This is a genomic window from Bradyrhizobium sp. ORS 278, from assembly GCF_000026145.1.
Classification (GTDB): domain Bacteria; phylum Pseudomonadota; class Alphaproteobacteria; order Rhizobiales; family Xanthobacteraceae; genus Bradyrhizobium.
The window spans coordinates 4,531,596-4,550,784 of the sequence record NC_009445.1; the positions used below are offsets into that span (position 1 = coordinate 4,531,596).

Here is a 19,189-nt window from a genome sequence, read left to right on the forward strand (position 1 = left end):
CGGTCGCGGTCGCCGTTGAAGCGAGAGCCATCTGGAGGCCCGACATGCGACTGCGACTGCTCACGAGCGCGTTTCTCCTGGGGATCATCACCATGCCGCATGCGAGTGAGGCCTCACTGCTCGATACATACAGATGGAAGAATCGCATCCTGGTCGTGACCGGGCCCGACGGCGGCGACGCGCGGCAACAGCGCCGGATCTATGAGGCCGCCAAAGCCGGCATGGTGGAGCGCGATATCATCCTGCTCGAGGCCGTTGACGGCACCCCCCAGGCTCGCCAGCTTCACGCCACGGTGGGCACGGATGGCCGCCGTTTCAGGGTTTTCCTGATCGGCAAGGATGGCCACACCGCAATCGCCGCGGATACGCCGATCGCGGCGGAAGAGCTGTTCAAACGCGTCGATGCCATGCCGATGCGGCAGGATGAGATGCGGCGCGGAAAGGGCCGCTGAGGTCCGGCGTCGTCTTCAGATGAAGAGCGCCTGTTCCCGCGTATGTTGAACACTGACCTTCCAATTGTCGCGATATCGTGGCGGGCGCTTCGAACTGGAATGTCTCTCAAGGAACGCATCGGAGCCAAGGCGAGAGGAATGAGCTGGCGGTCATCGCCATATCGAATTGCTTTCGTCCTGCACGCGCTCTTGCGCGCCTGACCAGGAGGTTCGTGTAGTAGCCGGCTAACACCTCGGGCCTGCGGGGATCATTGAGTCCTATTCCGCATCGCACACGACTGCGTTCGACAGATTTGTTGTTGCGGCGATCTCGCGTATTGCTGCCTCGTCGGACATTGCTGTGTCAATCTCACTGGACAGGACAGAACAAACAGCATGCTCGTTCAAATTGTCGCGCGATTGATCGGCAACGCGACGAGTTCGGCTTTGCGCCGTTGACCAACGCGTATAAGGTCAGGCGTTACCAGCGTCCACGAAGCGCTGGAACGTCGGGGATGTGAAACGCGAGCAAGGTGGTTGACGGGCCGAGCTCGTCGCCTTCGTCGTCGCACGCGCTGCTGTTTTCCGACATTTGGAGGTATCAGGTTCGAACCGCTCGAGCGATTCGACGATTGCGGCTGATGCGTGGCCAGTCGGACACGATGTCCGCAGCAGGTGTTTGATCGCGAGGCGACGCTGGCAGCTTGCATCGACACGTTGGAGGAACCGGAATGGACCAACGGGACGTACGGGCCGCATGGCAAAGATTCGTCGAGCGCGGCACCTTGTCGGGTGACGTGAGATCAACGGTGGCCGCTTCGTGGCGGCGTTCTCAGCAGCACCGCATCACCGTCGATCGCGCCAAGGCGCCGCTGGTCGCGGAGGACGAATTGGCCCGCCAGCGGGCCAAGCATGCCGCGCTTCGCCACGCCGCACGGAGCGCGCTGCAGAACTCGAAGACGTTCCTGAGAGATGCAGGATCCATCATGATCCTCACCGATCCCACCGGCCTGATCATCGATACCCAGGGCGATGCCCGGGTGATCGATGCCGGGCGTACCGTGCATCTGGAGCATGGCGGGCGCTGGAGCGAGGCCGACATCGGCACCAACGCGATCGGCGCGGCGCTGGCTGACTCGTGCCCGGTGCAGATTCACGGCGCCGAGCATTTCTGCACCGAGGTGCAGCGCTGGACCTGTGCGGCCGTGCCGGTCCACGATCCGAACGACGGCGAGCTGCTCGGCGTCGTCGACATCTCCGGCCCGGCCAGCACGTTCAATCCGCAGAGCCTGGCGCTGGCGGTTGCGGTCGGCCATCACGTCGAAAGCGTGCTGGCGCAGCTGGCGCGCCAGGACAAGGAGCAGCTGCTGTGCGATTTCATCGCCAAGCGCGCCTCCTGGGCCACCGAGGAATGCATCCTGCTCGATCGCCGCGGCGCCATCCTGCATGCGACCGAGCGCGGCCTGCGCGCGATGAAGGACAACGGTCTCAACACCGACGGCGATGCGCCGACGCGGTTCCTGAAGACGGTGGCCTTTGAGGACTGGCCGGCGAAGCTCAGGGAGATCCTGCCCCATGCGAGCTTCGAGCTTGTAAAGAACGGCAACACGGGCGTCGGCGCGATCGTCGTGATGCACGCCCGGCGGCGTGCCGCCGGGGAGCGCAGCGCGGCGGGCATGCGCGGGCGCGATGCTGCGCCGCCGCGCTCGGCGCAGGCGCCTCCGCCGGCGAGGTCAGCCGGCAACAAGACGCCGCGATTTGTCGCCGAGGACCCGAACGTGCTCGCGATCGTGCGGCGCGTCGAGGGCGCGGCGGCGCGCAAGATGCCGATCCTCATCCGCGGCGAGACCGGCACCGGCAAAGAGCAGCTGGCACGCCACGCCCATGCCGCCAGCGGACGCGCCGGGGCGTTCATCGCGGTCAATTGTGCCGCGCTCCCCGACAGCCTGATCGAGGCCGAGCTGTTCGGCTATGCCGATGGCGCGTTCACCGGCGCGCGGTCCGGCGGCGCCATGGGCCTGGTGAAGGAGGCCGATGGCGGCACGCTGTTTCTCGACGAGATCGGCGACATGCCGGTGGCGCTGCAGGGCGTGTTGCTGCGCCTGCTCGACGACTGGACGGTGCGCCCGGTCGGCGGCGCCGCCTTCAAGGTCGACGTCTTCCTGGTGTCGGCGACCAACGCCGCGCTTGACAAGGCGATCGCCGAGGGACGCTTCCGGTCCGACCTGCTGTATCGGCTGAACACGCTCGAGGTGCGGCTGCCGCGGCTGCGCGAGCGCAGCGATTTCGACGCCATTGCGCGCCAGCTGCTGCACAAGATCGATCCCGGCTGCGCCATCACCGCCGAAGCGCTGGCCCGGCTGGCGCCGAACCACTGGCACGGCAACATTCGCGAGCTCGGCAACATGCTGGCGCGGCTCACGCTCGGCGTGTCCAACGGGATCATCGATGAGGCTTGCGTGGACGCGATGCTCGGTCAAACGATCGGCCAACTGATTGCTCGGCCATCGCTGGACACGGAGGGGTCGCTGCACGATGTGCAGCGCGCCCGCATCCTCATGGTCTACGCGGAGACCAACGGCAATGTCAGCGAGACCGCACGCCGGCTCGGCGTGTCCCGCAACACGATCTATCGCGCGCTCGGCCAGCCGCGGCCGTAGTCCGCGGCTGTGCTCGGCGTCGCCCGTCGCCGTGACGAGGCTCGAACGGAGAGACGCACGATCAGTCCGCCGCAGCCGGGCGCGAACGCCCGGTCCGTCATCAGCGAAAGCCCTGCGCGCTCACAACAGCTCGGCGCCGCCGCCCAAGGCGGGACCCGCGGTCGGGTCGTAATCGTCCGGCTTCTTCGCGATCAAAGTCTGCGTCGTCAGGATCAGCCCGGCGACGGAGGCGGCGTTGCGCACCGCGCTATAGCAGACCTTGACGGGATCGATGATGCCGGCCTTGATGAGATCGACCGAGGCGCCGTTGCGCGCGTCGAGGCCGTGGCCATTGGCGCCCTTCGCCACCTTCCTGACCTCCGCCTCGGCGTCGAGGCCCGCATTCGATGCGATGTGGAACAACGGCCGGCTCAGCGAGCGCTGCAGCAGCTCGGCCCCCTGCCGCACGCTGCCGTCCAATCCACTGATCAGCTCATCGAGCTTCGGCGCCGCCTTCAGCAGCGCGAAACCGCCGCCGGGGACGATGCCCTCCTCGATCGCCGCCCGCGTCGCATTGATCGCGTCCTCGATCAGCTGGGTGCGGCGCTTCTGCTCGACCGGCGTTGCGCCGCCGGCGAGGATCATCGCCGTGCCGCCCGAGAGCTTTGCAATGCGCTCCTGGAACTTGTCGCGCTCGATGTTTTCCGGCGCGGCTTCATATTGCCGCATCACCTGCTCGCGGCGCGCGGCAATCCGATCGGGATCGCCGGCGCCTGCCGTGATCAAGGTCTTGGAAGCGGAGATCCGCACCTGGCGCGCGGCGCCGAGATCCTGCAGCTCGGCCTTTTCCAGCCGGCCGCCGAGATCGACGGAGATCACGCGGCCGCCCGTGGTGATCGCGATATCCTCGAGCATGGCCTTGCGCCAATGGCCGAACTCTGGCGGATGGATCGCGGCGACCTTGAAGTTGTTCTTCTCGCGGCGCGCCAGGAGCTGCATGATCACGACCGGCGCGACCTCCTCGGCGATGATCAAGAGCGGCCTGCCGCTCTTCTCGACCAGCGAGATCACGCCGGCGAGCTGCTCGCCGCTCTGGATCTTGTGGTCCGTCATCAGGATGAACGGATTGTCGAGCACGACCTGCATGCGCTCCACATCCGTTACCATGTGATGCGAGAGATAGCCGCGCTCGAACGCCATGCCTTCGATCACTTCGAGCGTCGTCTGGACCGTGCTGCCATATTCGACCGCGACGATGCCATGCGTCCCCGCGCGCTCGAAGGCTTCCGCGACCATGTCGCCGAGCGCGGCATCGTTGGCCGCGATGCTCGCGACCGCGCGCAGTCCCGCCGAGCCCTGCACCGCGATCGCGGAGCGCTTCAGGTGCTTGATCGTCTCGGCGACCGCAAGCTCGAGTCCCTCGACCAGTTCCACCGGATTGGCCCCTGCCGCGAGGCATTTCAGCCCGTCCTGCACCAGCACGTCGGCCAGCACCGTGGCCGTCGTGGTACCGTCGCCGGCGGTGTCATTGGTTTGCTTCGAGACCTCGCGCAGCACCTGCGCGCCCATGTTCTCGAACGGACATTCCAGCTCGATTTCGGCGGCGATGCTGACGCCGTCGCGCGACACGATCGGCGTCCCGATCGGGCGGTCCATGATCGCGTTCATTCCCTTCGGACCCAGGGTGCCGCGCACCGCCTTGGCGAGCTTGGCAACGCCCCGTCCCAAAGCGGCTCGCGCCGCTTCGTCATGCAGCATGATCTTCGGCATGGTCTCAACCTCCCTCTCGCCTGGTCGTTCGCCGTTCAGGCCGGCGCGACTTTTGTTGTCCCCCGGCCGTTCAGGCCGAGGCGCGTGCTTTCGGAACGTACGGCGTCTCCAGATCGAACCGCACCGACAAGAGACCGCGGCACAGCGCGCTGTTGAACTCGGCATTGACGCCGACACGGCGCAGTCCGGAGACGTAGGCGGCAAAGTGCTCCGCGCTCAGCGGCAGTCCCGCCGCATCGACGAAAGCCGGCATCTCGTCGCCAGCGGCCGCCACCACGTCGCGCCGCTCGAGATACCGCCGCCTCAGACGGTCACCTTCGTCATCGACCGGCAGGTCACTAAGCTCGACAAGGGTGAGCGCCGTGAGCGTCTGAGGCGAATGCCCGATTCCCGTGAGGTGATTGAGCAACGCCACCTGCCGGCGCTGTAACGCCTTGATGAGGAACGTCCGGCGCAGATCCTCCAGGTTGCCATCCGCCTCGACGCCGAACGTTTCCTGGAACGACAGCCCCTGCGCCAGCCCGGCATTTATCTGGTCGGCATACATGTGCTCGCCAAGCATGACGCTGACGCCAGTCACCCAGTCCAGCGCGCTCACCACGCGACGCATGTCGTCCGCCATCAGGAACGAGAAGTTCGCCGCGCACCAATAGGTCGGCAGCCGGAATTCGATATGGACGCGGTTGCTCGCATCCACTTCCGCCCTGGTGACGAAGTTGAGATCGACCACCGACTCGTCGAGCTCCGGATCCATGACGCTTTGAAGCGAAGCCCACACTTCGGCCTGACGCGTGTCGATGTGCCACTGCTCCGCCTGCCGGTGATGGTCCGGCAGGCCCGCTACGATCCGCCCGCTCATGGCCGTCACGCCGGAACGGGTTCGGACAGATGCGCGTAGCCGCCGCCGGCGCGGATCTTCTTCTTCTGGGCTTCGACGTCAATGCCGTAGAGCCGCGCGGCGTTGAGACCGAGGATCTTGGTCTTGTTCTCCAGCGTCAGGACCGATCCGGTCTCCTTGGTGAGGTCCTCCGGAATCTCAAACGCCATGAACTTGTCGATCAGCCATTTCGGAGTCCAGATGCCGTAGTCGCTGCCATACAGGATCTTGTCCGGCCCGAGCCAGAACAGCAGCTCCGACATCACATGGGCGAAATAGCCCGGCCGCGAATGGATGAACGGGAGAGCCACCGCGATCCCCGCATAGACATTGGTCTCCTGGGTGGCGATCCAGCAGAAATCGTCCAGCCGCGGTAGCCCGCAATGTTCGACGATGAAGTTGAGATCCTGGAACGAGGTGGCGACGTCGTCGATGTCGGCGACATCGAACGCATCCCGGTTCAGGGGAATGATCGTCGGCCCCTTGTGGACGTGGACGTTCTTGATGCCGAGCTTCTGCGCCGCCTCGAGATATTTGTAGGAGTCCTTGTCGGAGAGCTTGTAGCCCTTGGACTCGCCGCGCCATTCGGCGGTGTACAGCTTCACACCCTGCAGCTTGTATTTCTCGGCCAGCGCGTGCAGATCCTCGAGGCCCTTGCTGCCGTCCCGCGGATCGAAGGCGCCATTGAGGATGAAGCGGTCCGGATGGCTCTTCTTCATCGCGGCGTTGCGCTCCGTGGTGTTGAAGCCGTTCTTGTAGAAATCCGTCAGGTATGTGGGCTGCAGGATGGCCATGTCGTCGTAGCCCGACACGAACAGATCGTCGAACATGGTCTTCGCGTCGTATTTTTCGAACTTCTCCTTTTCCCACTTCTCCGAGGGCGGGCTGAGGTTGGCGTGGTAGGCATAGAAGCAGTCGATGAACTGCTTGCCGTGAATGTTCTTCTGGTTGGCCGGGCTGCCGTCCCAGAAGTGGGTGTGCCCGTCGATCACGAATATCTCGTCGCCCGCAGCCGTTCTGTACATCGCGCGTCTCCCGCTCCCAGATTGATTGTGATGAGGCCTGCCGTTGATGGCAGAGCCAGGTTGGCCCGGCCGGCGCGAAGCCGGCCGGGCATCCGCAGGCGCCGGTCAGGCGATGTATTTCATCATCTCGTTCATGTCGCCGAACAGCACGACCGTGTTGTCGTCGACCATGACCATCCGGCCGTAATGCGTCGATGTCGCGATCTCGAACAGATGCGGCGTCATTTCGCGGCCGAGCTCCTCGGAGATCTCGTCCATCTTGAATTCCATCTTGCCGATGCCATCGATCCGGATCATCGCCGGCATGTAGGTCACGGTGATATGGTCGTGGCGGCTCATGACGTCGGCGATGGCGCGTGCCTCGACGCTGTCGTTCATGGTCACTCCGCATTGGTTGGACACCGTGTCCTCGAACTTGATGTCCTTCATCGGTTTGAAGATGTTGTCGGCTTCCTGCATCATGGTCGTTCTCCTGACGAATTGAGTGAAGGGCGTGGACAGCGGCTAGGTCAGACTGGCCGGAACCGTCAGGCCAAGCTCGGCGGCGATGCCCCTGATCCGGTTCTTGGCCTGACCGAGCGCGTCGTTGAACGAGACGACCTTGACACGCGGCTGCGACCAGATCGGCTGCAGCCGGTTGGCGGCGTCGAGCGCGAGCTCGGCGTGCTTGGCCAGCCATTTGTTGAACAGCGCGATATTGTGCGCCGAGTGCTGCGCATCGGTGCCGAGGATGTGGAACAGCTCGACCGTGTTGGCGAGGTTGCGCTCGTAGTCGGCCTCCGCCGCGGAGACCACGGCCGGGGTGATGAAGTCGTTCTGGGCCGATGCGGCCTGCATCAGGAAGCCGGACCGGAACAGCTCGCCGACAAGAGGCTCGAACACCACGTTGGTGGCGAAATACTGTTCCAGATAATCGTTCGATCCCATCACCGACTCGATCGACTTGCGCACGCCCTGCCAGATCGGATCGTCCAGCCAATGCTGCTTGCCGGCATTGACGTCGAAGCCGGGAAGATCGAGCGCGATCTCGCTCAGATACAGCGTGATGTCCTGGGCAAAGCGCAGCTTGTAGGACGAGTTGGTCAGGATCGCATTGTTCACCATCTGGGTGTAGCCATAGCGCTGCGCCTGCATGGTCGACGTGCCGAGCCCGAATTCGGCATGCTTGTAGGCGCCGAGATGATTCTGCAGGATCTTCACCCAGGCGGGATCGAAGCGCGCCGGCGCGCCGGACTTGCGGCCGTTCTCGATGGTGTTCTGCACCATGCCGCAGATCGTCGACTGCCGCTGGTAGTGCGTCCGTTCCCACTCCTGGTCGACGGCGCGGAACTTGTGCCAGTTGGAGCTCTTCGCCGCCGTCCAGTCCTTGCTGTAGGTCGGCGTGCCGTCCGGGAAGGAGATGATCCAGTCCTGCAGCAGATAGCGCTCGGGATCCGGCTGAACGTCGACGGTCATGTCCTCGTAGTGCGTGGCCTTGCGGCCCTTCGGCTCGAAATAGTTATATCTGCGGCTGTCGGAACCGGGAAACACGGCCGATCCCGCCGCGCCGGATTTGACGACCGGCTCCGCAGTGGCTCCGCTTGCTTGTGCACTCATGACGACCTCCCTCTTTTGTGGTTGTGCTGCGACGATGTCCGAGCGCCGTCATCGCACCGCCGGCGTAAACTTGTCGAAATAGATGTGGTCCGGCTCGACGCCGTTGATCTGCAGGACCGGAAGCACCGCATCGATCATCTGCGTCGGACCGCAGGCATAGGCGTCGATAACCCCCGCCAGCCGCTCCTGCTTGAGGTGACGCGCGACGACCTCGTGCACGAAGCCGGTCTCACCGTCCCAATGATCCTCGTCCGTCGCATGCGACAGCGCCGGCACGAACCGGAAATCCGCGAGCTCCCGGCCGATGGCCGCGAGCTCATCGAGATGGAACAGGTCCGCGCGCGACCTCGCGCCATAAAAGAAGCGGATCGGGCGCTGTTCCCCGCTCGCGATGTGATCGGCCAGGATCGACCATAGCGGCGACATCCCCGACCCTCCCCCGATCAGCAGCATCGGGCCCGGGCGTTCTTCGCGCCGGAAGCAGGTGCCGTAGGGGCCTTTCGCCAACACGACGCTGCCGACATCGAGCCCGCCGTCCAGCTGCGAAGAGAAGGCGCCATTCGGATATTTCTTGATGATGAAGCTCAGCCGCGTCCCCTCGCCTGGCGCATTGGCCATCGAGAAGGCACGGGTAATACGGCCGTCGTCGATCGTCAGGTCGACATACTGGCCGGCCCAGAACTTCATCGGCTTGTCGATCTCGATCTCCAGCAACCGGATGTCCGAGGTCAAGGCGGTGATGCCCGTGACGTGTCCGCGGAAGGTCTTGACCGCGATCGATCGCCTCAGCATGTCCTCGTCGTAATTGAGCAGCTCGAAGCTGACGTCGCTATAGGCGTGCGTCCGGCACAGCAGGACATGACCGTTCTCGCTTTCGTAGTCGGGCAGCGCGAAGGTCGAATATTTCAGCAGCTCGATGTCGCCGTCGACGAGCTTCGACTTGCAGCTGCCGCACTGCCCTTCCTTGCAGCCATGCATCAGCGAGATGCCCTGCCGGAACGCCGCATCGAGCACGGTCTCGCCTTCCGCGACCTCCATCTCGATGCCGACAGGCTCGAATCGAACCTTGTGCACCTGCACGTCCGTCACGGCAGCCTTGGTCCCAACCGACATCGACATCCTCCCCGGCACCCTTGATCAGATGGTCGCAGGGAGCCGGCGAACCGGCCCCCTGCTCTCGCAGCGTCAATGGCAAGGATTGATGGTGAAGCCCTTGCGATAATCGGCGACTGCGATCTCGCGCTCGATCGGCGAGAGCGCGCGGAAGCCCCGCAGCGGGCTGCCGAGCTGATGGCCGCGCACGTGATCGAGCGTCCACATGTCCTTGGCGTCGAACCGCAGATGCGGCTGGGCGGTCAGGGTCTTGCCATCCGGACGGACGAAGCCGAGATCCTTGATGGCGTCGGCGATGTCCCAGCCGTGGTAGCAGTCCTCCCACTCGCGGCGACCGCTGAAGCGGCCCATCGCAGGCGTGGGTCGGCCCTCATACTCGGCGGCGAACGCCACCTTGTGGGTCCAGCGGCAGCCTTCCGAGCAGTAGGTGTAGATCTTGCCGTCGACCTCGTCGCAGACGAAGTCCTCGCGGATCAGGCAAGGCACCATGCAGCTCCAGCACCGATGCGGGTACACGTAACCCACGTCGCTGTTGAACAGGATGTTGGTCTCGCCCGGCACGCTCAGCTTCGCATACCACTTCCAGAAGTCACCGAACTCGGCGTACCAGCCGGGGTACTTGTGCTCGAACCACTCGAAGTCCTTCTCGGTCTGGGCCTCGATTCGCCAGAAGTTCGCGGACCAGCCGACCGCGAAGAACTGGGCGGTCTTGTGGACGTAGTTCTTCTTGACGATTCGGTCCCAGGCGGCGGCGACATCGTCATGGTGGATCTTGATGCCGTACTTCTCCAGCGGCAGCATGTAGGTCCGGTAGTAGTCTTCATAGATCCAGCGGTGCCACAGCTCCGCATAGGACTCCTTGTTCTTGTCGCGGTTGGTGGTGCCGTATTCGATGAAGGTACCGATCGCGGCGTCGACGATGGCATGGTTCTGCCAGAACGCATATTTAAGGTCGCGCTCGAGCAGCTGGTGGTTCGACGGATCGTTGATCATCGCCATCAGCATCGAATGGCCGTTGCCGATGTGACGCGATTCATCCGACTGCACCGACAGGAACACCGTCGGCAGCGCATAGTCGCCGTTGCGCGCGGCCTCCGACGGCATCGCCACGAACAGCGTGTTGGTGAACGCGGTCTCGGCCACCACCGTCAGGTACACGTTGGCCGCGGTGATCGCGTCGCCGGTGAGAAAGCCCTCGGCGAACTGCCGCCCGATCGTGGTGGCGTAGCACTTGCCGAACGCGGCCTCGGTGATGTCGAACCCGGCCGGATCGATGTAATTCTCCATGTACCACTTCTTGAGGTTCATCTGGATCGTCGAGTGCCGGAACTCGTCGACCATCTGCATTGTGAAGCCGGTGCGCAGCTCTTCGCCCGGCGCCAGCCGGCCGACCATCGCCATCGATCGCGCCGCCGAGATCTCCGGGAACGGAATGATGGCCAGGAACAGCTTCATCCATTCGACCCAGCGCGGCTCGACATTGCGGAACATGTCGCCGCGCAAGGCGGCGTCGAGCGCGCCGTAGACGCGGTTGTCCTTCTCCTCCTGCATCGGGAAATAGGAGCGCAGGACCTGCTTCATCGGATCGCGGGGAGTCTTGGAAATCTTGTAGTCCGTCGGGAACGTCATCGCTTCCTGGACATAGCTCGGCGTCCAGCCGAGATCAGCGACGCGACTAGCTGCCTCGGCGATCGTAATGCCCTTCTGTGCCGTAATCTTGTTGAGCGTCAGACTTGCAGACATTTCCTTCTCCTTTGAACGTTGCATCAGCTTGTTGTCGTCAGGCCTTGATCGTTCGGTCGGAGGAGCCTCCGATCAAGGACGGCTCCCGCGACGTCTCCTGCAAATTCACGTCTGCCCATCAACTTTGAGGTCCGAAAATTGACTTTGACTTCCGTAATGAATTGGCATTTCAGACCGGCTTGGCGGCGCCTGCCGCCCCGTCGGCTTCGGCGCCGCGGCTGACCAGAGACCGGCCTTCCGCGACAAACTTCGCCGCCAGCACCAGCGTGCCGATGGCAAACTCACTGCCGTGCCGCGCGATCATCGCCTCGGCGATCGCGCCGACCTGCGCAAAGAATGCGTCCTTCGAGCGGTCGTTGTCAGTCGGCTCCGCCGACGGCGGCATCTGATCGCGCGCCGGCGGCACGGCCGAGACCGGGCCGGCCGACTGTTTGAGATTGAGCCTGCTCATATCGACCTTGCTCATCATGCATGTCCCGTGCGTTTGTGGTCGTCATCGGTCGGCGTGCTGTCGAATTCCAGCAACGCCTGGTTCAGCCATTCGCGCTCGGCCACAAGGCGCGTGTGCTCGTCGCGAAGCTGGCTGAGGCGGTCCATCAGCCGCTCGAGCTCGGCTGTCGCAGCGCTGCCGCCCTCCGAGCGCGCGACGTCGCGCCGCGCGCATTCCAGCTCGATCTCGGCGCCGCCACGCGCGCTTTCGTTCCGCAGCTGCATCTCGTTGTTGCGGATGATGCCCTCGATCAGCCTGTGCCGCGCGATCATGCGGTCGCGCGCCTGCTGCAGCCGGGCCGCTTGCTCGGCCGTGATCTTTGGCCCGCCTTCGCCGGACTTGGTCACCCGCATCACTCTCGTTCGACGATTGAGATCGACATCGAGCATTGGCCGCGCCTGCCTTCAAGGAATCAGCACGGCACGTCCGTGGATGCGCCCATGATGCAGATCGTGGAGCGCATCATTGGCCTCGCTGAGCCGGTATTCCCTGGTGTGCAGCGTCACGAGACCGCGGTCCGCGAGCGCCATCAATTCGACCAGCTCGGCATAGGTGCCGACCAGGTTGCCGACGATGCTCTTCTCGGTCGTGATCATGTCGATGGTCGGCAGCTCGATCTTGCCGCCGTAACCGACGATGTAGTAGGTGCCGCCATTGGCGGTCATCGCCAGTCCCTTGGCCACCGCATCGCCCTCGCCGACGAAGTCGATCACCGCCTCAGCCCCACGCCCGCCGGTCAGCGCCAGCACCGCCTCGACCTCGCCGCCCTCAGCCTTGACCAGGTGATGCGCGCCACAGGTCTTGGCGAGCTCCAGCGATTTCTCGGAGCGGTCGACGACGACGATCTCCGCCGCGCATAGCGCCGCGAGAACCTGGATGCCGATATGGCCGAGACCGCCTGCCCCGATCACCACGACATATTCGCCAGGCAGCAGGTGGCGCGACGCTTTCTTGGCGGCGCGGTAGGCGGTCAATCCCGCGTCCGTGTAGGGAGCGACGTCCTTTGGCGCCAGCGACTTCGGCAGCTTGATCAACGAGCGCTGTCCGGTCAGCAGATATTGCGCGTAGCCGCCATTGGCATTGATGCCGGGAAAGCTACTGTCGAGCGCATGCATGTCGTTGCCGCGCCTGCATGCCAGACAATGGCCGCTGGTCACCAGCGGGTGACAGATGACGCTGTCACCGACCTTGACGCCCTCGACACCGGGACCGACCGCCTCGACCCAGCCCGCGTTTTCATGACCCATGATGTAGGGGAGCTTGACGTCGACCTTGCTGCGCCAGATTCCCTCGACGATGTGAAGATCGGTACGGCAGACGCCGGCGCCACCGATGCGCACGATCACGTCCATCGGACGCGAGATCTTCGGGTCGGGAACCTCCTCGTATCTGACGAACTCTCTCGAGGTCAGCTTCTCATCGAACGCATGGAGCACCGCGGCCTTCATGTCGTCTCCCCGGATTTTTTTGTTTCGACGTCAACGTGTCGCAGCCGTCGTTGTCCAAGGTTGAGCAAGAGCTATGCCAGGGAGCTAACAGATTGATAATCAGGATCTTCTCATCCGCCTTCGCGCCGATCTTCGGTCCGCCGCGGATCACTGCTGATTGCACAACTGTTCCGGGACGGAACAGTTTTCGTAGTGCGAAGGTCACTTCGCGAGGCCGGCTTCCGATTTCTGCTTTTCGCACGATTGCTCTATGCTGATCGACGCAGCGCCACGAACAAACAGCCGGGCGTGCCGGCGCTCCGGCGGAACCGCGGACCGGGAGGATGACGATGCTGCCAGGCAGCCGACGCCTCGATGGCGCATGGTTGAAGCTGGACGATCAGGATCAGCCGCCAGGCGGTCAGATGTCGGCCGACATCTACGACAGCTGGATGCGCTGCATCACGATGGGTCTCGATGCGCTGCGCCCACCCTCGCCTGAATTCGTCGATGCCGCCGTGCTGCGGCAGGAGCAGCAGCGCTGCTCGCTGGTGCGCGGCCTCGCTCTGGCGGAGATGCACACGCTGCATCAGCAGATCGCCGGCTCGAACTTCATGATCGCGTTTGCAACCGCCGAAGGGCTGCTGCTCGACATCATCTCCGACTCGAGCTTCAGCGACGCCTCGGATGCCGCCTGTATCCGCGCCGGCTCGCTCTGGACCGAAAGCATCTGCGGCACCAACGGGCTCGGAACGGCGGCCTTTCTCAAGCGGCCGATCGTCGTGCATGGACGCGAGCACTTCTTCGCCCGCTACAACAATCTGACCTGCGTGGCGGCGCCGATCTTTGGGCCCGACGGCGAGGTCGCCGGCATCCTCGACGCATCGTCCGACTGCATGTCGCGGCAGGCGCACACCCAGGCGCTGGTCGCGATGGCCGCCACTCAGATCGAGAACGGGCTGTTCCGCGAGCAGCATCGCGGCGACATCCTGATCGCCTTTCACAACCGCGGCGAATATCTGCATACGTTGAGTGCCGGCCTGCTCGCCGTCGACAATGACGGCCGCATTCTCGCCGCCAACCGCGCCGCGCGCGTGCTGCTGCATGGACTGCCCGCCTTCGCCGGCCGCCCGTTCGGCGATGTCTTCCGGGGCCGGTTCAGCGACTTCGTCGACGAGGGCCGGCGCATGGAGCGGCAGCGGCTCGAGGACGACGTCGGCAGCCAGTTCGTTGCCACGATCGAGAACAGCCGCCAGTTTCCGATGACGCATCGGGTGGTGTCGCCGCGACCGACACCGCTGAAGAGCCCCGCGGCGCCGTTCGTCTCGGCCGATCAGCGGATCGCGGCCATCGTGCAGCGGGTCGCTGTCGCTGCCACACGCAAGATGCCGATCCTCATCCGTGGCGAGACCGGCACCGGCAAGGAGCAGATGGCGCGACACGCGCATGCCGCGAGCCGGCGCAGTGGCGCGTTCGTCGCGGTCAATTGCGCGGCCCTCCCCGACAGCCTGGTCGAGGCCGAGCTGTTCGGCTATACAGAGGGCGCGTTCACCGGCGCCCGCAAGGGCGGCTCGGCCGGCCTGTTCAAGGAAGCCGATGGCGGCACGCTGTTCCTCGACGAGATCGGCGACATGCCGGTGACCCTGCAGGCGGTGCTGCTGCGCTTCCTCGACGACTGGACCGTTCGGCCGGTCGGCGGCAGCACGCGTGAAGTCGATGTGCTCCTGGTCTCGGCCACCAACGCCAATCTCGACGACGCCATCGCGAAGGGCCGGTTCAGATCCGATCTGCTGTTTCGCCTCAACACGCTCGAGGTCACGCTGCTGCCGCTGCGCGAACGCAACGACTTCGCCGACATCGCGCGCCATCTGATGCACAAGATCGATCCGTCGATCGCGCTGTCCGAAGCTGCGATTCAACGGCTGGCGCAACGGAGCTGGGACGGCAACATCCGCGAGCTCCGCAACGCGCTGGCCCGGCTCTCGCTCAGCGAGACCGGCCTAGTGATCGACGCCGCCACCGTCGATGCCGTCATCGGGGCCGATCGCCCTGAGGGAATGGCGGCGAAGATCACCGTGGACAGAGCTGCCGTGGAGGACGGCGCTCCAGCCGACCTGCACGAGATCCAGCGCGCGCTCGTGCTCAGCACCTATGCCGACACCGGCAACAACATCAGCAAGACCGCGCGGCGGCTCGGCATCTCGCGCAACACCGTCTATCGCGCGCTGCGCGGCAAGCCGGAGTAACACGCGCCGCATCAATTTGGATCAATGTGAAAGGAGGCCACGATGTTCGAACCGGAGAACAGTCTCGAAGCGCTGATGCAGGCGGCCGGCCGCGATCCCGCGATCATTCCGCGGTTCTACCGCGCGCTGCTCGAGGCCGAGATCTATGTCCTGACACCGGAGGCCCCGATCGAGCCCGGCCAGCGCCGCTCGCTCGCGCGCGAGGAGCGGATCAACGTCGCAAGCGTCGAATTCCAGGGCCTGACATGGCTGCCGGCGTTCACCTCGCGGAAGCGCATCTCGGACTATGTCAAGGCGCCGGAAGCCTGTCTCGGCGCTGCGGCCCGCGATCTGTTCCGAATGCTGCCCAACGCAAACTTCTGGTTCAACCCGTTATCCGAGTGCCAGAAGCCGATGCCTGCAAGCGAGATCGCGTTGCTGATGGACGGAACGATTTTCGACAAGCTCCAGATGGCGGACGCGTCCCGGCACCCGAGCCGGTGAACCCATCCCCGCCACCGAAAGAAAAGCAGCGAGCCGCGCGGGCTCACGGCACATCGCTCAGGTCACTGTTGAGGGCTCCGGTGCCGCGGACGTCTCCCTGATCTCGACGCGGATCGGGGTCGGATCGAAACCGTTGCAGGGGTTGTTGACCTGCGGACAATTCGAGATCACGAACAGCACGTCCATCTCGGCGGTCACGTCGACATAGTTGCCCGGCGCGGAGGGGCCGTCCAGCACGGTGAAATTGCCCGACGGTTCGATCGGGACGTTCATGAAGAAATTCAGGTTGGAGACGATATCGCGCTTGGTCAGACCATGCCGCGACAGCTCCAGGATGAAGTTCTCCCGGCAGGCATGCAGATAGCGCGTCGCCTCGCCGAAACGCACGGCATTGCTCTCGCAGGAACAACACCCGGCCGAGGTGTCGTGGCGGCCGCAGGTGTCCGCCGTGATCCGCGCCATCACGCGGCCGCGGTTGGAGATCAGCTTCGTGCCGAGCTCGAGATAGGCCGAGCCCTGGACACGCAGCGTGTCCTGCGCGCTGTAGCGCTCGGCGGTGTCATCGGCGGCGTACATCAGCGCATCCACCGCCTGCTCGCCTTCACTGTCGATGATGCGCAGCGTCTGGCCTTTCCTCAGCACGCGCGACCAGGGCTGCTCGGCGGGAATGTCGGAGCCATAGACGATAGGGCCCGGGTCGGTCGGTGTCATGAGCGCTCCTCAGGCGAACAGCTGATCGGTGAAGGCATAGGCCCTCGCGGCTTCCGGCGACGCCGTGCGGCAGACGTCGTCTGCGGTGGGCGGCGGCGGCCGGTGTTGGGTCAGCGTGATCGGCGTGGTTGCTGCCGGCCGTGCCGGATCCAGCGGATGGGCGCAGTTCGAGACCGCGACGATCAGGTTCATCTCGGCACGCAGATCGACGAAATCGCCGGCACGCTTGCGCGCGGCGTGCCAGACGAAGCGGCCGGCGGCATCCGTGGTGACCGGCGCAAAGAACGTCACGCAGGGCGGGATGTCGCGCACGTCCAGTCCGATCTTGGCGGCGGCGGAGATGAAGTTCGCCAGCGTGTTGCGCGTCACCTCGCCATGGGCAGCGCACAATTGCGACCGTCATCTCAACGGCACATCGACTCCAACGGAGAGCGCCGAGCCGCAGCGTCTCAACGCACTTGCCCTGTTGATGGACATCGCACGAACACGTCTGACCGGCTTGGCGAGGCGCATGCGCGGGCAGTGAGGCCGCCGACCGCCGGACGACGAAGCTGTCGCTCATGCCGCGCTCGACGAGACGATGCGGCAGCTCAAGGCCCCGCCCCCTTCGTGATCGCCGCGGTGAATGACCGGTCGAGGACGGCCGCCGCATCCAACCGCTCCTTGATCAGGCCTGTGCGCGTGTAGAGATCGATCGTCTTCTGCTCGTCGGCGACGACGGTGTCGTCGACCGGGACGATGCGGACCTGGGCGCGCTTGAGCCAGTTGAGCGGTACGGCGGACGGGATGTTCATCAGCCGGCCCCAGGTCTCGGCGTAGCTCTCGATATTGCCGAGCGACCAGGCGCGGGCCGCGGCAAGCCGCTGGACGAAATCCTCCAGCGCCGCGCGGTTGTCCTTGATCGCAGCTGGCGTAGCGACCTGAAAACTCAGGCCGGGCGTCAACCCCTCGCCGGTGATAATGCGCCGGGACTGGAACAGAACCTCCTCCTGGCTGACATAAGGCTCCCAGGTCGACCACGCATCCACGGAGCCTTGCGTATAGGCGACCTTGGCATCCGACGGCGGCAGGAAGACGAGCTGGATGTCGCTGGCGGTCCAGCCCCGCGATTCCAGCGCCGCAAGGACCAGCTGGTGTCCGATCGAGCCGCGGCCGGTCGCGATCTTCCGGCCCTTGAGATCGTCGAAGCTCTTGATCGGCGAATTCTCCGGCACCAGCACCGCCAGCCCCTCCTGGGTCTGGCGGATTGCAGCGATCGCCTTGACCGGCACGCCGGAGGCAGCGGCAAAGGTGAAGGGCGCATCGCCGACGAGGCCGGTGTCGATCGCGCCGGCGCTGACCGCTTCCAGGAGCGGCGCGGCGGCGACGAATTCCTTCCACGCGATCGTATAAGGCACATCCTTGAGCACGCCCGCCGCTTCCATCACGGCGCGCGCATTGCCCTTCTGGTCACCGACACGCAAGGTGACTTGCGCGACGGCGGAGACTGTCAACGCGAGTAGCAGGCTCGCGGCAAGGAGAACGCGCGTCATTCCGCCGCCACTCCCTTCGCGGCCTGCCGACGCGCGATCAGCGCGCGTGTCGCCGGGATCAGCGCGCGGCCATAATCGATGGCATCGATCAGCGGGTCGAAGCCGCGGATCAGGAAATGGCTGATGCCGAGATCGTAGTAGTCGCCGAACACCTCCGCGACCTGCTCCGGCGTCCCGACCAGCGCCGTGGTGTTGCTGTTGGCGCCGGTGAGCTTGGCGATCTCGGTCCACAGACGCTTGTCGACCCGCTTGCCCTGCTCGGCGATCGCGAGCAGGCGCTTGGCGCCGTCGGTCGCGTGGCCATCGGCAGGCTTGCGGTAGCCGGTCTGGTCCTGCAGCGCGGTGGCGCGCTCCAGGATCTCCTGCGCCCTCGCCCAGGCCTTCTCCTCGGTATCGGCGAGGATCGGGCGCACCGACAGCGAGAAGCGCGGCGCCGGGCGGCCGCACTTCGCGGCCGCCGCGCTGACGCGGGCGACCTGCTCACGCACCTGCGCATAGGACTCGCCCCACAGCGCATAGGTGTCGGCGTGCTTGCCTGCGACGTCGATAGCGGCATCCGAGGCGCCGCCGAAATAGATCCGGATGCCCTCCTTGCGATACGGCTTGACCTGCGCGAACGCGTTCTCGACCTGGTAGTACTTGCCTGCGTAGCTGAACGGCTTCTCGCTGGTCCACTCGGCGCGGACGATGTCGAGGAACTCGCTGGTCCGGGCGTAGCGCTCGCTCTTGTCGTCCAGCGTGTTGCCGTCCTGGCGCAGCTCATTGGCGTTGCCACCGGTGATGACATGTAGCGCGACGCGGCCCTTGGAGAACTGGTCGAGCACCGCGAACTGACGCGCCAGCAGGGTCGGCGAGGTGAAGCCCGGGCGCTGCGCGATCAGCACGTTCAGCCCGGTGGTGACGCCAAGCACGTGCTGGGCGACCTGCAGGCTGTCCGGCGAGGTCGAGTGGAATGCCAGGAGCGCGCGGTCGAAGCCGGCATTCTCGTGCGCCTTCGCCACCGTCTCGATGTGAACGGGATCGAGCACCGGTCCCTGGCGGACGATGATCTCGGACGAGTTGTTGTTGGAAATGAAGCCGATGAATTCGATTTCGGACATGGGTCC

Annotated in this window: 18 protein-coding genes; 4 read left to right on the top strand and 14 right to left on the bottom strand. The window is 64.9% G+C overall.

Going from position 1 to position 19,189, the window contains the following annotated elements:
• Positions 1-44 precede the first annotated feature (44 nt).
• Positions 45-452 (top strand): DUF4174 domain-containing protein, encoded by a 408-nt coding sequence (locus BRADO_RS20225; protein WP_011927207.1) that lies wholly within the window; start codon positions 45-47, stop codon positions 450-452.
• Positions 453-1,162: 710 nt separating this feature from the next.
• Complete coding sequence (locus BRADO_RS20230) at positions 1,163-3,091, top strand: sigma-54-dependent Fis family transcriptional regulator (RefSeq protein ID WP_011927208.1); 1,929 nt, start codon at positions 1,163-1,165, stop codon at positions 3,089-3,091.
• A 120-nt stretch (positions 3,092-3,211) separates the two neighbouring features.
• Here BRADO_RS20230 and BRADO_RS20235 read toward each other — a convergent pair whose 3' ends face one another.
• The 10 genes from BRADO_RS20235 to BRADO_RS20280 form a co-directional block, all read right to left on the bottom strand.
• Positions 3,212-4,840, bottom strand: coding sequence for a molecular chaperone GroEL (locus BRADO_RS20235; RefSeq protein WP_011927209.1), 1,629 nt, complete (start codon positions 4,838-4,840; stop codon positions 3,212-3,214).
• Positions 4,841-4,910: 70 nt separating this feature from the next.
• Complete coding sequence (locus tag BRADO_RS20240; RefSeq protein ID WP_011927210.1) at positions 4,911-5,699, bottom strand: metal-sulfur cluster assembly factor; 789 nt, start codon at positions 5,697-5,699, stop codon at positions 4,911-4,913.
• Between the two features lie 5 nt (positions 5,700-5,704).
• Complete coding sequence (locus BRADO_RS20245) at positions 5,705-6,742, bottom strand: amidohydrolase family protein (protein WP_011927211.1); 1,038 nt, start codon at positions 6,740-6,742, stop codon at positions 5,705-5,707.
• Between the two features lie 105 nt (positions 6,743-6,847).
• Positions 6,848-7,204, bottom strand: a complete 357-nt coding sequence (locus tag BRADO_RS20250) for an MmoB/DmpM family protein (protein WP_011927212.1) — start codon at positions 7,202-7,204, stop codon at positions 6,848-6,850.
• Positions 7,205-7,246: 42 nt separating this feature from the next.
• Positions 7,247-8,338 (bottom strand): aromatic/alkene monooxygenase hydroxylase subunit beta, encoded by a 1,092-nt coding sequence (locus BRADO_RS20255; protein WP_011927213.1) that lies wholly within the window; start codon positions 8,336-8,338, stop codon positions 7,247-7,249.
• A 48-nt stretch (positions 8,339-8,386) separates the two neighbouring features.
• The gene (locus BRADO_RS20260; RefSeq protein WP_011927214.1) at positions 8,387-9,457 is read right to left on the bottom strand and encodes an NADH:ubiquinone reductase (Na(+)-transporting) subunit F; all 1,071 of its coding nucleotides are present in this window, start codon (positions 9,455-9,457) and stop codon (positions 8,387-8,389) included.
• A 66-nt stretch (positions 9,458-9,523) separates the two neighbouring features.
• Positions 9,524-11,194, bottom strand: coding sequence for an aromatic/alkene/methane monooxygenase hydroxylase/oxygenase subunit alpha (locus BRADO_RS20265; RefSeq protein WP_011927215.1), 1,671 nt, complete (start codon positions 11,192-11,194; stop codon positions 9,524-9,526).
• Between the two features lie 169 nt (positions 11,195-11,363).
• Positions 11,364-11,660 (bottom strand): hypothetical protein, encoded by a 297-nt coding sequence (locus BRADO_RS20270; RefSeq protein ID WP_244422853.1) that lies wholly within the window; start codon positions 11,658-11,660, stop codon positions 11,364-11,366.
• Complete coding sequence (locus BRADO_RS20275) at positions 11,660-12,037, bottom strand: hypothetical protein (RefSeq protein ID WP_011927217.1); 378 nt, start codon at positions 12,035-12,037, stop codon at positions 11,660-11,662. The genes BRADO_RS20270 and BRADO_RS20275 overlap by 1 nt, the downstream gene beginning before the upstream one ends.
• A gap of 51 nt (positions 12,038-12,088) precedes the next feature.
• Positions 12,089-13,132 carry an NAD(P)-dependent alcohol dehydrogenase gene (locus BRADO_RS20280; protein WP_011927218.1) on the bottom strand — a complete coding sequence of 348 codons (1,044 nt, stop codon included), beginning with the start codon at positions 13,130-13,132 and terminating at the stop codon, positions 12,089-12,091.
• Positions 13,133-13,461: 329 nt separating this feature from the next.
• Between BRADO_RS20280 and BRADO_RS20285 the strand changes: the two genes are divergently transcribed.
• A complete protein-coding gene (locus BRADO_RS20285) occupies positions 13,462-15,357 on the top strand; it encodes a sigma-54-dependent Fis family transcriptional regulator (protein ID WP_041756760.1) in 1,896 nt (631 codons plus the stop codon).
• A 42-nt stretch (positions 15,358-15,399) separates the two neighbouring features.
• A complete protein-coding gene (locus BRADO_RS20290) occupies positions 15,400-15,840 on the top strand; it encodes an SseB family protein (protein WP_011927220.1) in 441 nt (146 codons plus the stop codon).
• 57 nt (positions 15,841-15,897) lie between these two features.
• Here the strand turns inward: BRADO_RS20290 and BRADO_RS20295 are convergent, their stop codons facing one another.
• From BRADO_RS20295 to BRADO_RS20310, 4 genes are all read right to left on the bottom strand, one after another.
• Complete coding sequence (locus BRADO_RS20295) at positions 15,898-16,551, bottom strand: urea amidolyase associated protein UAAP2 (RefSeq protein ID WP_011927221.1); 654 nt, start codon at positions 16,549-16,551, stop codon at positions 15,898-15,900.
• A 9-nt stretch (positions 16,552-16,560) separates the two neighbouring features.
• The gene (locus tag BRADO_RS20300; RefSeq protein WP_244422854.1) at positions 16,561-16,941 is read right to left on the bottom strand and encodes a DUF1989 domain-containing protein; all 381 of its coding nucleotides are present in this window, start codon (positions 16,939-16,941) and stop codon (positions 16,561-16,563) included.
• A 200-nt stretch (positions 16,942-17,141) separates the two neighbouring features.
• Positions 17,142-18,083, bottom strand: a complete 942-nt coding sequence (locus BRADO_RS20305) for an ABC transporter substrate-binding protein (protein WP_011927223.1) — start codon at positions 18,081-18,083, stop codon at positions 17,142-17,144.
• Positions 18,080-19,183, bottom strand: coding sequence for an LLM class flavin-dependent oxidoreductase (locus BRADO_RS20310; protein ID WP_011927224.1), 1,104 nt, complete (start codon positions 19,181-19,183; stop codon positions 18,080-18,082). The genes BRADO_RS20305 and BRADO_RS20310 overlap by 4 nt, the downstream gene beginning before the upstream one ends.
• Positions 19,184-19,189: the final 6 nt, after the last annotated feature.